Below are 14,329 nucleotides of genomic sequence, written 5' to 3'. Positions count from 1 at the left end.
CTGGCCTGATGGTGCGCGGGCGCGCCGGCGGGGATGACCGCGGCACACAGAAAGCCCAATAAAGGAACACGCGATGCAGAAGGAAAGTACTTTGCCCGGACGGCCCGGCGAAGATCATGCGCACGATCACGCTCATCACCAGCACGGCCCCGCCCACGCGGCAAGTACCGCACTGAAGGACCCCGTGTGCGGCATGGGGGTGACGGCGAATTCGGCCCACCACTCCCACCATGGGGGCGAGGAGTACTACTTCTGTAGCGCCAGATGCAAGGGTAAGTTCGATGCGGGACCAGCGAGCTACATTGCCGCGGGGCCCGGCAGCGTACCAGTGCCTGATTCTCCGCCCGCCGCTGAGGGAACAATCTACACCTGCCCGATGCACCCCCAGATCCGCCAGGATCATCCCGGCAGTTGCCCGATCTGCGGCATGGGGCTCGAGCCGCTCATGCCCAGCCTGGAGGACGACGACAACCCGGAGCTGAAGGACTTTTCGCGCCGTTTCTGGTGGACGCTGCCCCTCACATTGATCGTCGCCGTGCTGGCCATGTTCGGACACCGTGCCGGCTGGTTCGACATGGTCACGCAAAGCTGGATCGAACTGGTTCTCTCCCTGCCCATCGTGCTGTGGGGGGGCTTGCCCTTCTTCGTGCGCGGCTGGCAATCCGTTGTCAACCGCAGCCCCAACATGTGGACGCTTATCGGCCTGGGCACCGGCGCGGCATTCCTGTACAGCCTGGTCGCCACCGTGGCCCCCGGCGTGTTCCCGCCGGAGTTCACCGACATGGGGCGCGTGGCCGTGTATTACGAAGCGGCCGCCGTGATCATTTCGCTCACGCTGCTCGGTCAGATGCTGGAGCTAAAAGCGCGCTCGCAGACCTCAGCGGCCATCAAGTCGCTGCTGGGCCTGGCGCCCAAGACAGCACGGGTCATTCGTCCCGACGGCACGGAGGAGGATGTCCCGCTTTCGAACGTGCACCTCGGCGACCTGCTGCGCGTGCGGCCCGGCGAGAAGGTGCCGGTGGACGGCGTGGTGGTAGATGGCAGCAGCTCGGTGGACGAATCCATGCTGACAGGCGAACCCATGCCCGTATCGAAACGGCCGGGCGACAAGCTGATCGGCGCCACCCTGAACACGGCCGGAGCCCTGACGCTGCGCGCGGAGAAGGTGGGCTCGGCCACCGTGCTGTCGCAAATCGTACAGCTGGTGGCCCAGGCGCAGCGCTCGCGCGCACCCATGCAGCGCATGGCCGACCTGGTGGCGGGTTACTTCGTGCTCGGTGTCATCGCCATTGCAGTGACGACGCTGATTGTCTGGGGCTTTTTCGGGCCGCAACCGAGCTGGGTCTACGGGTTCATCAATGCCGTTGCGGTGCTGATCATCGCCTGCCCTTGCGCCCTCGGCCTGGCCACTCCGATGTCCATCATGGTCGCCACCGGCCGCGGAGCGACCCAAGGCGTGCTGTTCCGCGACGCAGCGGCGATCGAGAACTTCCGCAAGATCGACACGCTGATCGTGGACAAGACGGGCACCCTCACGGAAGGACGCCCAACCTTCGAGAAGGCGATAGCAGCCGCAGGCTTTAGCGACGCAGACGTGCTGCGCCTGGCCGCCAGCCTGGATCAAGGCAGCGAACATCCACTGGCCGCAGCGATCGTGCAGGCAGCATTGGAGCAGGGTCTAACGCTCTCGGCTGTGACTGACTTCGAGTCAGGCTCCGGCATCGGCGTGACTGGCCGCGTCGAAGGTCAGTCCTTGAGGCTCGGCAACACGGCTCTGATGGAGCAGGCCGGCATCGACAGCAGCAGCCTGAGACGCGAGTCCGAAGACCTGCGGGGGCAAGGGGCCAGCGTCATGTATCTCGCGGTGGACGGCCGTTTCGCTGGCTTGCTGGCGGTTTCTGACCCTGTAAAAGCGAGCACGCCGGAGGCGCTGCAGGCGCTGCACGCCGCCGGCATTCGCGTGATCATGGCCACGGGGGACGGTGTCACAACGGCCCGAGCTGTTGCCAAGCGGCTCGGCATCGACGAAGTGCACGGCGAGGTCAAGCCGGCAGACAAGCTGACGCTCGTTGAGCGGTTACAGGCCGAAGGCAGGGTCGTCGGTATGGCCGGCGACGGCATCAACGATGCGCCGGCGCTGGCGAAGGCCGACGTCGGCATCGCGATGGGCACCGGCACCGACGTCGCCATGAACAGCGCGCAGGTGACGCTGGTAAAGGGCGACCTGCGCGGCATCTCGATCGCGCGTCGGCTCTCGCAGGACACGGTCGCCAACATGAAGCAGAACCTGCTGTTCGCCTTCCTCTACAACGCGATGGGCGTGCCGGTGGCGGCCGGCGTTCTCTATCCGCTGACCGGCTGGCTTCTGTCACCCTTGATTGCCGCACTGGCAATGAGCCTGAGTTCGGCTTCTGTGGTGTTCAACGCGTTGCGCCTTCGACGGAAAGGCTGACGCGAGGAGTCGAAGTGAGGAGCCAGTGGGTGGAATACCGCGAGCTACGTCGGGATGAGTACCTGTTGACAGTTTCAATTCTTTTTAGCCTCCAGCGCTTATCCAGCAAGCGCTAGCAGCTATCAATTTGTCAACATCGCACTGCCTGCGTAGCGCGGTGCCTTTTCGTGGTCAGCGCCCGTTGTCGTGCTCGGGCAGCTGGCTAGTTTGGCTTTTGGGTCTACCCCGGCAGACAAGCGGGCAGGCATGCGGCCAGCCGCTTACTTTGCTCGATATGACCCTCCATCCCTCTTTCTTCTACTCGCCTCCCCTCCTTCTTATCGGAAAGGGCGGCAGATGCCCAGGTGCATCACCAAGGCGCCCGTGTCACTGGGCTGGCGGGTAGCCGGCTTCCCCCAGCGCGTCGGCGAAGTCCTGCCGGTCTTCCGCCGATTCGATCTTGACCAGCCTCGAATGCAAATCGACCTCGATCTTGGCGACCGGATCGACGAGCTTGCACGTCTTCATAACGGTACTGGCGCAGTGTCCGCAGCTCATGTCCGGGAGATTCAATTCGATCATGGCAAGTTCCTCAAAAAAGTGGCTGAAGGCAGCATCGTCAAGCCTGTCACCGTGTCAGACTCAATAGAAGTGGTTAAAAATTTTCTTGTCGGAGGGGCTTGACCTTGCCATGATAGTAAGGTTGATCATGCAAACCAGCGCTTGGATTTCAGACGCTAGGAGCCAACCATGCAGACCACGACGACGATGCCAGCGAGCCTGGCGAACCTAAACTTACAGAAGCTGGGCATCGAGTTGCCGATTGAGGGCATGACCTGCGCCTCTTGCGTGTCCCGCGTTGAGAAGGCGCTGGCCAAAATTCCCGGCGTCGAGCGCGCCAGCGTGAACCTGGCGACCGAGAGCGCGAGCATCTCGGCATCAAGCCAGGTCGACCTCGCCACGCTTCGCGCCGCGGTGGAGAAGGCGGGCTATTCCGTGCGCAACGATGAGGCGAGCCTGTCTATCGAGGGAATGACTTGCGCCTCCTGCGTCTCGCGTGTCGAGAAGGCGCTGCGCAAGCTCCCGGAAGTGACTGCCGCAGAAGTGAACCTCGCGACAGAGAAAGCGGAAGTCCGGTTCGTGGGCCGCGCCGACGAAGTGCTACCCAGGCTCGTGGCCGCCGTCGAGAAGGCGGGATACGCTGCGAAGCTTCCCCAGGAAACCGATGGAGCCTCGCAAACTGCAAAGGCGAGTTGGCCAGATTGGTGGCCGGTCGCTGTGGCCGCCGCCCTCTCGCTTCCCCTCGTGCTACCCATGCTCGCCATGCTGTTCAACGTTGACTGGGCTCTCCCCGGGTGGTGGCAGTTGGCGCTTGCCACTCCCGTACAGTTCTGGCTAGGCGCCCGCTTCTACCGCTCCGCATGGAAGGCCGTGAAGGCGCGAGCGGGCAACATGGACCTGCTTGTCGCGCTGGGCACGTCGGCCGGCTATGGCCTCTCTCTCTACCTGCTCATCGTTGGAATCGGCCACGAGGGTCACGGCGAGGCGCCTCACCTCTACTTCGAGGCCTCCGCGGTTGTGATCACCCTGGTTCTACTTGGCAAGTGGCTGGAAGGCCGCGCCAAGCGCCAGACCACCGAGGCCATTCGGGCTCTTAATGCGCTGCGCCCTGATACCGCTCGAGTGCGTCGCGGCGACACCGATGTTGAGGTTCCAGCCGCCCAGGTGAAAGTCGGCGACGTTGTGGTGGTTCGCCCCGGCGAGCGCGTGCCCGTTGACGGCGATATCCTGGAAGGATCCACGCACGTGGACGAGTCGCTCATTACGGGCGAAAGCCTGCCAGTGGCGAAGGTGCCCGGCGCGAAGGTCGTCGGGGGCTCAGTGAACGCGGAGGGGCTGTTCACGGCCAGCGCCACCGCAGTCGGCGCAGAGTCCACTCTGTCGCGCATCGCGCGGATGGTCGAGTCGGCCCAAGCCAAGAAGGCGCCCATCCAGCGCCTGGTCGACCAGGTGAGTGAGGTCTTCGTCCCGGTTGTACTGGTAATCGCCGTCATCACCCTCATCGCCTGGGGCTTGGCCACAGGTGACTGGGAGCGCGCGATCCTCAACGCCGTCGCCGTTCTGGTCATCGCCTGCCCGTGCGCACTGGGGCTTGCCACGCCCACCGCCATCATGGCCGGCACAGGAGTGGCCGCCCGCCGAGGCATCCTGATCAAGGATGCGGAGGCCTTGGAAGTCGCCCACAACGTAAAGATCGTCGCGTTCGATAAGACTGGCACCCTTACCGAAGGCAAGCCGCGCCTGGTGGCATTTGAAGCTGCCGACGGCGACCACGCGGGCCTTCTGCGCCTGGCCGCGAGCGTGCAAGCGGCGAGTGAGCACCCTCTGGCCCGCGCCGTCCTGGACGCGGCTAAGGAGAACTTGGTCAGCATCGCTCCAGCGCAGGACGCTCAGTCCGTCGCGGGCCGTGGCATGGCGGCCAAGGTGAAGGGGCAAGCTCTCAGCCTTGGGAGCTCCCGCTGGATGCAGGAGCTAGGCGTCGACCTCTCCCCGCTGACCTCGCGAGCCCAGGAGTTCGAAGACGAGGGCCGAACCGTGTCGTGGTTGGCCGAAGGCGCTCAGCCCGCGCGGCTCGTCGGCCTGCTGGCGTTTGGCGATGCAGCGAAGGCCACCGCCAAGGAGGCGGTCGCGAGCCTGCGGGAGCAAGGCGTCAGAGTCGTCATGGTCACAGGCGACAACAAAGGCGCCGCGCGCGTCGCGGCCCAGGAGCTGGGCATCGACGAGGTTCGCGCCGAAGTTCTGCCGGCGGACAAAGCGCGGGTCGTCTCCGAGCTCAAAGCGAGCGGGCTGGCCGTGGCGATGGTGGGCGACGGCATCAACGACGCACCTGCATTGGCGGCGGCCGATGTGGGCTTCTCGATGTCCAGCGGGACCGAGGTCGCCATGCATGCGGCCGGAGTCACCTTGATGCGTGGCGATCCGCGCTTGGTGGGCGACGCAATCGAAATCTCGCGCAAGACTTACGCGAAGATTCGCCAAGGCCTGTTTTGGGCTTTCGTCTACAACGTGGTTGGAATCCCTCTCGCAGCGTTCGGACTGCTCAACCCCATGCTCGCCGGAGCCGCGATGGCGTTCTCCTCAGTGAGCGTGGTCGCCAATGCATTAACCCTGCGCCACTGGAAAGGAAGGTCCGCATGAAAACGATCGGTGATGGAATGAACATCGGGGAAGCCGCCGAGAAGGCGGGGGTAACGCCTAAGATGGTGCGTCACTACGAGTCGCTGGGTCTGCTGCCAAAGGTCCACCGCACCGAGTCGGGTTATCGCGTGTATGGCGAGTCGGAGGTTCACACGCTGCGCTTCATCAAACGCTCAAGGGACTTGGGCTTTTCGGTCCCCGTAATCGGCGAGCTGGTGAAGCTTTGGCAAGACCGCAGGCGGTCAAGCGCAAGCGTGAAGAAGGTGGCATCCGCGCACCTTGCGGAGCTCGACCGCAAGATCATGGAGATGGAGTCCATGCGAAAGACGCTGGGACACCTGATCCACTGTTGCCACGGCGATGACCGCCCGGATTGTCCAATCCTTGGAGATTTGGAGAGCTTCGTCGCCCCAGCCACAACGAAGGCAAAGGTGAAGCCGCAGACACTGAGAGCCTCGGCCAAGGGAACAGCGTGAACGGTAGGCGCGAATACGACTTCGAAAGCAGCCGTGCATACAGGATCCTGCCAAGAGCCACCACCCTATTCAGGGGCGTACAAGTTACTGCTAGACGCCCGGATGCCGAAAGTAACAAGCATACGTTCCAGCTGAACATGCTTTCGAACTCGGCGCATTCTTAAGGCAGGCGCTTGGTCTACGGGGCGCTCGCGCCCCAGCGGAGGCAGATGGATTCATGGACGATACCCCTTGATTTAGATCAACTGGCGTCGGCAAATACCTTCTACCATGAACTTACTATTTTTCTGCCATGAAGTTCCTCTTCCGCACCACCACCAGTCGCAATGCCGCATCCTTGATGCTGGCCGTGTGGCTGTTCGTGCTGGCTTCGGGCTTCGCCAATGCTTGTCTGCTGGAATCGCCTCATCACGGCGGGCACCAGCCTGCCTCGGAGAGCTCTCGCATCACAGCCCAAGTCCCGGTGACTGCGCATGAGAGTGAACGAAGCTCCAAAGCTCCGTGCCTGAAAGCCTGCGACGACGGATCGCAGGCCTTGCAAAGCAGTAGCGGCATGGACTCTGTCGATCCGGGCTCCCCCCCTTTGGCCGGAGTCATCTGGACAGGGGGCACGATCCTTTTGGCGCGCAACCTGAGCGGTTTTGAAACTCAGCCTTCGCTGAGTGCTCCCCCCAAGCGAATCACCTACTCGCGGTGGGCGCTCTAGCCTCCTGCTAGCTCGACCGCAGTCTCGTTGCGGCGTTTGATCTTCGGTTCCCGGGGCAGGACCGAGAAGCATGGTAGTGCGCCCCGCTTTCACCTATTACACACTGGAGTCCCACATGAACCGAGTTCACCTTCTTTCTCTCGCATTTGCAGTTTCTACCCTTGGCACGTCAGCGTGGGCGGCGGCTCCGACCGACCCGCACACCGGTCATCATCCCGCCGGAGGCGCCCCCGCACCCACATCTAAACAGGCACCCGTTAAGCCCGGACCGAACATGGCACAAATGGATGCCCAGACCAAAGCGATGCGTGACATGCACGAAAAGATGATGGCCGCGAAGACGCCAGAAGAGCGCAGCGCCCTAATGGCAGAGCACATGAAGACGATGCAGGAAGGCATGACCATGATGAATGGGATGCCGGCGGGGGGCATGAAGTCCATGAAGGGCGACATGTCCACGCACCATCAAATGATGGAAAAGCGCATGGAAATGATGGGCGCTTCCATGCAGATGATGATGGATCTGTTGCCGCCTGTGCCCGCGAAATAAGGAGAACGCCATGAGACCTCTGCGCACCGGCGTTGCCCTGGCCGCAACGGTAGGCGGTTTCTATGTCCTGTGTACTGTGGCGTGGATCCTCGTTCCAGCGACCTTCCTGGATCTGATGAACAACTTGTTCCACGGTATGGACTTCACTGCCATGGTGAGTCCCCGACCCTTCAGCGTATTCGGGTTTTTTAAGGCGTTGCTCGTGCTGAGCACGTGGGCGCTGCTTGCCGGGATGTTCTTCAGCTGGCTGCACAACCGGCTGGAGCGTTGACCGTAAACCTTTCGGAGAAAAAGATGACTGAACACCATTCCCCACCGAAGGCACAAGCGCCTAACTTTTTTCGCACGCGCTACGTCCTCGGACTCGTTGTGATGGGCGCCATCGCAGCATATTTCCTGCTCAGTGAGCACCGTGCGCACTTCATTGGCGCGCTGCCCCTGCTCCTGCTCCTCGCGTGCCCCCTGATGCATGTGTTTATGCATAACGGACACGATTCCCACGGTGGCGGTCATGCGGGTCATCAAGACACCAAAGCCACCCCCGCAAGGCCAACCTCCACAACGGGAGAGCAACCATGACCCACGATACGTCGGCCTACGGCCTCTGGACACTGGTCGTCCTGAACTCGGCGATCTTTCTCATGTTCGCGTTCAGTTTCTTCAAACCACAGACCGCGCGCGACTGGCGAACTTTCGGCGCTTTCGCCGCGTTCATCGTGGCTCTCTTCGTCGAGATGTACGGTTTTCCTCTGACGCTCTATGTCTTGTCCGGATGGCTACAGACAAGGTACCCCGGCCTCGACCTGCTCTCGCACAACTCCGGTCACCTGTGGTCGACCCTCCTTGGCGAAAAGGGCGACGCTCATTTCGGCCCGCTTCATATTGCCAGCTACGTATTCCTGGGCTACGGCTTCTACCTGTTGTCCACCGCATGGAATGTGCTGTATCACGCGCAACGCCACGATACGCTGGCGACCACGGGCCCCTATGCCCGCCTCCGCCATCCGCAGTATGTGGCTTTCGTCCTGATCCTGCTGGGTTTCCTGCTGCAATGGCCGACGCTGCTCACCCTGGCGATGTTTCCGATCCTCCTGGTGATGTATGGACGGCTGGCAGTCACGGAAGAAACCGAGATGCGAAAGCGCTTCGGAGCGGTCTATGAGGCCTACGCAGCGCGCACTCCGCGGTTCATTCCCTTTTTCGGTAAAAAAGGGGCTGCCACATGAAGACCAGCACTGTCGCAGTCGCAAAGTTGGTGTCCAACCTGAGCGCCGAGGGCGTGAGTAGCATGCTGCCGGCGGATGATTCTCGATTCCGGGCTGTTTGAGCGGCCGGCAAACTACGCGCTGCTTTCCATCACCCTCTGCGAGAAGACGACGCCTTGGATTGCGTGGACGCCAGCAAGCCTGCGGCGGTCATCGTCGGTCCCCGTGCCGGACACGGCCCGGGGGCTGGCGGCTTCAAGCACGACTCCGAAGTGGGCATGTCCCTGCATGAACCCCACGAAACCTATTTGGTCGTGTTTTTTCTGCTGTCAATGTCCGAATCAGACTCTAGCCGACGTACTGTATGTGTTGCGGCGCTTTGTCGAGGGGGGAGGGGGTCCTGAAGCAATCACTGCCCAGACGCGAAAGCAGGCCTTCCAGGCGCCGGCGACTGGCGGTTTGCATGTGGGCCACGCTGCCGGTGTAGGCGGTGGTGATTTCCGGGCGGGTGTGGCCTGTTTCCAGGGACAGGGCGCGGCGGGCGGCGAGGTCGGTTTCCGCGTCCGGCCTGGCGCCTCCCGTCACGGGGGGCTTGAACCCGGTGAGTTCCTCATACCGGGCCCCCACGTAGCCATGCCGCAGCCCGTGCCCCGTGACACCCGAGGCCTTGCGGGTGATGCCATGTACGCCAAGGATGTAGTAGTAGTGCGCCTGGGCTTTTGGCAAGTTGTGGCCGTAGCGTCCTAGCAGTCCCGTCCGGTTGCTGGCCATGGCTTTGGCTGCTTCCAGGACTTCGCGCTGCATCTCGGTCTTGATGGGGACAGCCCTGCCCCGCCCCCCCTTGGTCCCACGGTTGACCAGCAGGAGTTCTCCCATGTCGGATTCCCGGGGTTTAAGGCAGATGGCTTCCGTGGCTCGAAGTCCGAAGGCGTCTTGCAGCCTAAGGTGCATGGCCGTCACGGCGCAGTGCTGCTCTATGGCCTTAAAAACCTCCTGGGGTATCAGCCCGTTGTTTTCCCAATCCTTGGGAGCCGTGGCGCTGTACTCGCGCACCGCTCGACTGGGGTCTTTCAGTATCTGCTTGAGCTCAGGGATGCCGCCACCCTTTCCAACCCAGTGCATGAACCGGCGCGAGCAGGTGAAACGATTGGCCAGGGTGCTGGCGCTCAGGCCCTGGTCTTCCCACGCGCGCACACATGCCACGAGGTGTTTGGTGTTGACCTCGGTGAGGTTCCTCAGGCGGATGTTGTCGCGCTGGAGCGTCTGGAAGAACGCCGACATGGTTTCGAAATACTTGTCCTGTGTCTTGTTGGACGCCGACCGCGCCCGGCCCCGTGCTGCCGGGATGCGGAAGTTGGCGAAGAAATATCCCAACTGGCCCCACAGATCGTGAGGGTGGGCCTGCAGTGCGTCCTTGAGGATGCGCTGGGCGGTTTGCATTTCCTGCGCCCGCGCCTCGGTCATCGTGGGGGGACGGATGGTGCGTACCGCCCTCAGTGGCCCATTGGCGGGGCTGCGCCCGGCTCTCGAGCGCACAGGCGCATCCCCCAGCAGGTCCACTGGGGGAATGGCCACGGATGGCACTTTCTCAATTAACGATGGCAAGGCGCTCATGGGTTTCTCCATGCAGGGAGCAAACACGTCTGCCCACTTGCCCGCGCCTGATGGCTGGGGTGGATGGCAGGTGTCTTTGCTCCCGGTGGTTATCGGGGTGGGGTTTGGGGTGAACCTGGTTGTTAGAAAGTCTTCCTGCTCGCGGGGGGTTCATGTCCGCTGCCCTCTGCTGTGCAGAGTTCCAAGGCCGGTCTAAGGGGGCCAGGGAAGGTTGGTTGATCTGAAGGGGATCAGCCAGGCGCCCGTCTAGGGGCGCCACTTGCTGCCAACTACACAGCCCTGTGCGGGTCTGTGCGCGGTTCTTCTCGCCTATTCCTGAAGGTCTCCAATCCGCACAAGGAGAAAGGAGCGCAGCAGGCCCATCACGCACCCTCAAGGGGTCGTGTGGTCGAGAAGCCGGTACGCGGCTGAAGAAACCATGTTGACCTGGACGGCCAACAGCAATCCCGGGCGTGCGATGCACTACTCGGGTGGGGATGCCATTTCTGGCGCGACTTTCTGTTTTCTCACCTTCGCTGACGCAAGGGGTGAGGCCTGTCCGCATGAGCTGCGGCTGGCTGTGTTGGCGTGAAGCCGGGTTCCAGAGACTGGAGGTGCGGGAGTTCCGCTTTTTGGTGGCGCGAGGCCTTGATGGGGCTGCAAGTTGCAGCAGTCAGCCAGGGGCTTGACGGGGTGGAGTATAGAATGAAATTGTTGGTCTGTGCAAGTTTTTGGAATCGAAGTTTTGATTCGCGGTTCGTTTCACGTCCCTGATTTCAAATCTGTAGTGTTGATTCAAAACACTTTTTTTGACCTTCTCCTTTTGTTCCTCAGCTCTAAAACGTGGAGTATGGCGGGTCGGGATTTTGCAGGGGTTGCGTGGTTTCGGGCCTTGAATTCTCTGGATACTCACCGCCAAAGGTTGCGATGGATGGGGGAGCGACAGGGGAATCTGCGAACTTTTTTGCTGGTCGAGAGGTATCGCTGGATTGTCTGAGGCCCGCAATTGGCCAAGCGCGGCCCTTACCGGGGCCTAGAGCTCACTCTTTCGTAATGTCGCCGCCGCATCTAGCCCGTAGAGGGCCTTGTTGCGCCCACTATGGGCCACGCAATAGGTCTTTAATTATTTGCATAACCTAACTGGCCCACAAAGGGCATTGCGGCGCGCTCTGCGGGCCGCCCATTAACTTTTTGACAGCTGTCAAAACCTTAGTGGCCCATAGGTGTTGCAGCTAGCAGGCTGCTGAAATACTGGTTTGCCCATCGGCAGCCAAGAACATCGACCGCGTAAAACGGCCTACAAGCGATTATTTCGAACCCGGTAAGGGGTGAGGCACCCTCAAAGCCGTCATTTTTTGAGTTCTCCAGCAGTATTTCAGCAGCCTGCTAGGCCCTCTGCGGGCCAAAAAAACCCGGTGAAGCAGTGGTATCTGCCCGAATCGGGTAGATATTCAGGGCTCAAATCTGGACGTCTGACACAAGAATCTCTCTATCACAACCCGAGATTCTTCAATGACCAAGACCTTGACCTTGCCTGTGGCCGCCATCGATGTGGGCTACCGAACCACCAAATTCACACGGGGGAGCCCTGAGGCCTGCACCAGTTTCCCCTCTCTCGCCGCACGGGTGACTCAAGAACAGGGTTCCACCTTGGGCGTGGACAAGCTCGATGGCGTCACCATCAACGTCAATGGGAACAACTACTTTGTGGGCCCGGACGCCCAGTTCCGCAGCAGCGGCAGGGATGCGCTGGTGGTGATGGACAAGTTCAGCTCGAGTGAGGAATACAGGGCGCTCACCCTCGGCGCTCTGCACTACATCGCCAACCACCATGTAGGAAACCAGCGCGAAGTCGCCCATGTGGAGATTCAGCATCTGGTGGCTGGCCTGCCTCTGAACACGCACAAGGATTTTCACAAGAGCTTGCGCGAGTCGTTAGAGGGCAAGCATGAAGTGGCGGGGCGGACGATCGAGGTCAAGAAGGCAACGGTGGTGATGCAACCCCAAGGCGCGCTGGTGGCCTACAACAAGAAGAACAAGGACATCACCGTGCAGGACAGCAACTCCCTGGTGCTGGATCTGGGCGGCGGGACGTTCGACTGGTTTCTGTGCAACGGGCCCAAGCCGGTCTATGACCGCAGTGGAGCGCATCCCAAAGGAATGCTGGCCTGCGTTTTTCATGTGTGCGACAAGATCAAACCGGGACTTCGTAACGACCCGCTGATGATCGACCGCGTTGACAAAGCGATCCGGTCAGGGGCCAAGAGCGTGAAGGTTGCCGGCAAGGATTGGGATCTGGAACCACACATGGCTGGCGTGCGAGCAATCCTGCAGGAGTGCATCAACGTGATGCTGGGCTCGGTGTCGAACCTGGATGTGATCGACCAAATCCTGATAACTGGCGGCGGCGGCAAGCTGCTCCATGAGGAGCTAGAGCGGATGCTGCCCAAGTACAAGCACATGATGCAGATCGAAGCGGACCCGGTGTTTGCCAACGTTCGGGGTTTTCACATTCTTGGATTGATGGTGTCCCATGCAACGCGAAAGTAAAAACCCGCCGATCGAGTTCCGACCGCGGATTTCGATTCACCATAAGGCGTGTCCAGAACTTTGGGATGTCTTCAACAAAATCCCGGAGGAACGCCGTACCACCACGGTCATGGTCATGCTGACGCGACTGGCGACGATGGACGTGCATGGCGGCCCAGTCATAGCTGACGCAAGCCAGCAATCCTTCGAGGAGTTAGGGCGGGCTTCTTCGAGCGGCAATCACGCGGTTCCTAGCAGGCTGCTGAAATACTGCTGGAGAACTCAAAAAATGACGGCTTTGAGGGTGCCTCACCCCTTACCGGGTTCGAAATAATCGCTTGTAGGCCGTTTTACGCGGTCGATGTTCTTGGCTGCCGATGGGCAAACCAGTATTTCAGCAGCCTGCTAGTGGCTCGGACCCGATTGATGACAAGCTTGATATGTTCGAATTGATGGGGATCTATGCAACTCGAAAGTAAAAAAACCCCTATTGAGTTCCGGACCAGGATCTCAATTCACTACGAAGAGTGCCCTGCTCTCTGGGAGGCGTTCAACAACATCCCAAAGGAGCGATGGAACAAGGCCGTTTTGGTCATGCTAGCGCGGCTGAAAACCCTTGAGAAAGGGGGGGAGCAAGCGGAGGCAGCGGCTGTCCAATCCGGGAAAAATCAACCCGTCGAGGTCGCGCCCTTGGCGGAACCCGTTCCGGCACCCTTCCCCTCCCCCAGTCCAGTACAGGTTGCAATCTCCCAGAATTTGCAGGAGGACGATGACATTGCGGGCCTCCTCGATCGGTTTGGGGAGGGCGGACTGGATGCTTATCTGGGAATTACCCAGTGAGCGCGAAGGGGGTTGACGGGTCGAAAATGTGTGCGATCTTGAAGACATGAACAACACAAACACCTCTCCCCTCTCGCCCTCCACGAGCCATCGCGGAGCCTTTCGACTCAACTACACGGACATCTATCCCCAGAAAACGATGAGCGACGAATCGGATAAAGAGTTGCTGCTCTTGGAAATGGTGTGCCCAACACCTGAGCTCCCGATCCTGGCTGACATCGGCTGCAAGATCGTGATCCTCACCTCCACACTGGAGTGTCTGGAAGGCATGGGCGTGGACCCGATGAAATCCAATGTCGGCATTCAAGGGTGGGTGGAACGGTACTGCCGCCGGGCTGGGCTCGCCCACACGCCAGTGCCTTCCGGCAAACTGGGGTTGTACCTGCTGCGGGCTAAGTGTTTCTGGAGCGGAATACGCTCAATTGCTGAAGATGTCTTTCCAAAGCGGTAAATTGGTCCAGATGTGGGGAAGACGATCCTTTTGCCACCCAGCCCTTTTTGCCCGTGGAAACACCCCCACGTGCGTGGGCAAGACAGGCCTTCCAGCTCAAGTTCGCAGTCGGAGTAGGAAACACCCCCACGTGCGTGGGGAAGACATTTCGTGCGGGAAGTCCCACAAGCGGCATGAAGAAACACCCCCACGTGCGTGGGGAAGACAGCGTGACATACGCGGCCCGGCCTTCTTCGGTGGAAACACCCCCACGTGCGTGGGGAAGACGGTTGTGTGTTGTCTGTCATGTCTTGTCCTTGAGAAACACCCCCACGTGCGTGGGGAAGACGCATGGATGGCTTCATGGTGGG

At 61.0% G+C, this 14,329-nt stretch carries 15 protein-coding genes and 1 CRISPR repeat array (1 of these 16 running past the window's edge); of the genes, 13 read left to right on the top strand and 2 right to left on the bottom strand.

Annotated features, from left to right (window positions below):
• Nucleotides 1–73 precede the first annotated feature (73 nt).
• Nucleotides 74–2,452, top strand: a complete 2,379-nt coding sequence (locus AAFF19_RS08310; RefSeq protein ID WP_182120593.1) for a heavy metal translocating P-type ATPase — start codon at nt 74–76, stop codon at nt 2,450–2,452.
• Between the two features lie 366 nt (nt 2,453–2,818).
• Here AAFF19_RS08310 and AAFF19_RS08305 read toward each other — a convergent pair whose 3' ends face one another.
• The gene (locus AAFF19_RS08305) at nt 2,819–3,013 is read right to left on the bottom strand and encodes a heavy-metal-associated domain-containing protein (protein ID WP_008905329.1); all 195 of its coding nucleotides are present in this window, start codon (nt 3,011–3,013) and stop codon (nt 2,819–2,821) included.
• 168 nt (nt 3,014–3,181) lie between these two features.
• Between AAFF19_RS08305 and AAFF19_RS08300 the strand changes: the two genes are divergently transcribed.
• From AAFF19_RS08300 to AAFF19_RS08265, 8 genes are all read left to right on the top strand, one after another.
• Entirely contained in the window at nt 3,182–5,629 is a 2,448-nt protein-coding gene (locus tag AAFF19_RS08300) for a heavy metal translocating P-type ATPase (protein WP_008905330.1), read from the top strand.
• Nucleotides 5,626–6,105, top strand: coding sequence for a Cu(I)-responsive transcriptional regulator (gene cueR, locus AAFF19_RS08295; protein ID WP_008905331.1), 480 nt, complete (start codon nt 5,626–5,628; stop codon nt 6,103–6,105). The genes AAFF19_RS08300 and cueR overlap by 4 nt, the downstream gene beginning before the upstream one ends.
• Nucleotides 6,106–6,397: 292 nt before the next feature.
• Entirely contained in the window at nt 6,398–6,811 is a 414-nt protein-coding gene (locus AAFF19_RS08290) for a hypothetical protein (RefSeq protein WP_139019381.1), read from the top strand.
• Nucleotides 6,812–6,926: 115 nt separating this feature from the next.
• Nucleotides 6,927–7,361, top strand: coding sequence for a hypothetical protein (locus tag AAFF19_RS08285; protein WP_034694499.1), 435 nt, complete (start codon nt 6,927–6,929; stop codon nt 7,359–7,361).
• Nucleotides 7,362–7,371: 10 nt separating this feature from the next.
• Nucleotides 7,372–7,632 (top strand): DUF5676 family membrane protein, encoded by a 261-nt coding sequence (locus AAFF19_RS08280; RefSeq protein ID WP_008905334.1) that lies wholly within the window; start codon nt 7,372–7,374, stop codon nt 7,630–7,632.
• Nucleotides 7,633–7,655: 23 nt separating this feature from the next.
• Nucleotides 7,656–7,940: a DUF2933 domain-containing protein gene (locus AAFF19_RS08275; RefSeq protein ID WP_008905335.1), complete on the top strand. Its 285-nt coding sequence runs from the start codon at nt 7,656–7,658 to the stop codon at nt 7,938–7,940.
• A complete protein-coding gene (locus tag AAFF19_RS08270; protein ID WP_008905336.1) occupies nt 7,937–8,587 on the top strand; it encodes an isoprenylcysteine carboxylmethyltransferase family protein in 651 nt (216 codons plus the stop codon). The genes AAFF19_RS08275 and AAFF19_RS08270 overlap by 4 nt, the downstream gene beginning before the upstream one ends.
• Before the next feature lie 164 nt (nt 8,588–8,751).
• Complete coding sequence (locus AAFF19_RS08265) at nt 8,752–8,970, top strand: DUF3141 domain-containing protein (protein WP_342721841.1); 219 nt, start codon at nt 8,752–8,754, stop codon at nt 8,968–8,970.
• On the opposite strand, the gene AAFF19_RS08260 is transcribed toward AAFF19_RS08265, so the two are convergent.
• On the bottom strand, nt 8,915–10,180 hold the full coding sequence (locus AAFF19_RS08260; protein ID WP_342721670.1) for an integrase domain-containing protein: 1,266 nt from the start codon (nt 10,178–10,180) through the stop codon (nt 8,915–8,917). The genes AAFF19_RS08265 and AAFF19_RS08260 overlap by 56 nt on opposite strands.
• Nucleotides 10,181–11,671: 1,491 nt before the next feature.
• Here AAFF19_RS08260 and AAFF19_RS08255 point away from each other — a divergent pair.
• The 4 genes from AAFF19_RS08255 (at nt 11,672) to AAFF19_RS08240 (ending at nt 13,979) form a co-directional block, all read left to right on the top strand.
• Complete coding sequence (locus AAFF19_RS08255) at nt 11,672–12,709, top strand: PRTRC system protein D (RefSeq protein ID WP_342721669.1); 1,038 nt, start codon at nt 11,672–11,674, stop codon at nt 12,707–12,709.
• Nucleotides 12,693–13,022 (top strand): hypothetical protein, encoded by a 330-nt coding sequence (locus AAFF19_RS08250; protein ID WP_342721668.1) that lies wholly within the window; start codon nt 12,693–12,695, stop codon nt 13,020–13,022. Before AAFF19_RS08255 ends, AAFF19_RS08250 begins: the two co-directional genes overlap by 17 nt.
• A gap of 128 nt (nt 13,023–13,150) precedes the next feature.
• Nucleotides 13,151–13,528, top strand: a complete 378-nt coding sequence (locus AAFF19_RS08245; protein ID WP_342721667.1) for a hypothetical protein — start codon at nt 13,151–13,153, stop codon at nt 13,526–13,528.
• Nucleotides 13,529–13,574: 46 nt separating this feature from the next.
• Entirely contained in the window at nt 13,575–13,979 is a 405-nt protein-coding gene (locus AAFF19_RS08240) for a hypothetical protein (RefSeq protein ID WP_342721666.1), read from the top strand.
• A 56-nt stretch (nt 13,980–14,035) separates the two neighbouring features.
• Nucleotides 14,036–14,329: direct repeats of the CRISPR family, unit length 28 nt; it runs 1,625 nt beyond the window's last position.

The organism is Acidovorax sp. FHTAMBA (assembly GCF_038958875.1).
Taxonomy (GTDB): Bacteria; Pseudomonadota; Gammaproteobacteria; order Burkholderiales; family Burkholderiaceae_C; genus Acidovorax.
This window is presented reverse-complemented; position numbering and strand designations above follow the sequence as displayed.

Coding starts and splice junctions, on each gene's coding strand:
- AAFF19_RS08310 (WP_182120593.1), top strand. CDS start 74: ATGCAGAAGGAAAGTACTTTGCCCGGACGGCCCGGCGAAGATCATGCG.
- AAFF19_RS08305 (WP_008905329.1), bottom strand. CDS start 3,013: ATGATCGAATTGAATCTCCCGGACATGAGCTGCGGACACTGCGCCAGT.
- AAFF19_RS08300 (WP_008905330.1), top strand. CDS start 3,182: ATGCAGACCACGACGACGATGCCAGCGAGCCTGGCGAACCTAAACTTA.
- cueR (WP_008905331.1), top strand. CDS start 5,626: ATGAAAACGATCGGTGATGGAATGAACATCGGGGAAGCCGCCGAGAAG.
- AAFF19_RS08290 (WP_139019381.1), top strand. CDS start 6,398: ATGAAGTTCCTCTTCCGCACCACCACCAGTCGCAATGCCGCATCCTTG.
- AAFF19_RS08285 (WP_034694499.1), top strand. CDS start 6,927: ATGAACCGAGTTCACCTTCTTTCTCTCGCATTTGCAGTTTCTACCCTT.
- AAFF19_RS08280 (WP_008905334.1), top strand. CDS start 7,372: ATGAGACCTCTGCGCACCGGCGTTGCCCTGGCCGCAACGGTAGGCGGT.
- AAFF19_RS08275 (WP_008905335.1), top strand. CDS start 7,656: ATGACTGAACACCATTCCCCACCGAAGGCACAAGCGCCTAACTTTTTT.
- AAFF19_RS08270 (WP_008905336.1), top strand. CDS start 7,937: ATGACCCACGATACGTCGGCCTACGGCCTCTGGACACTGGTCGTCCTG.
- AAFF19_RS08260 (WP_342721670.1), bottom strand. CDS start 10,180: ATGAGCGCCTTGCCATCGTTAATTGAGAAAGTGCCATCCGTGGCCATT.
- AAFF19_RS08255 (WP_342721669.1), top strand. CDS start 11,672: ATGACCAAGACCTTGACCTTGCCTGTGGCCGCCATCGATGTGGGCTAC.
- AAFF19_RS08250 (WP_342721668.1), top strand. CDS start 12,693: ATGCAACGCGAAAGTAAAAACCCGCCGATCGAGTTCCGACCGCGGATT.
- AAFF19_RS08245 (WP_342721667.1), top strand. CDS start 13,151: ATGCAACTCGAAAGTAAAAAAACCCCTATTGAGTTCCGGACCAGGATC.
- AAFF19_RS08240 (WP_342721666.1), top strand. CDS start 13,575: ATGAACAACACAAACACCTCTCCCCTCTCGCCCTCCACGAGCCATCGC.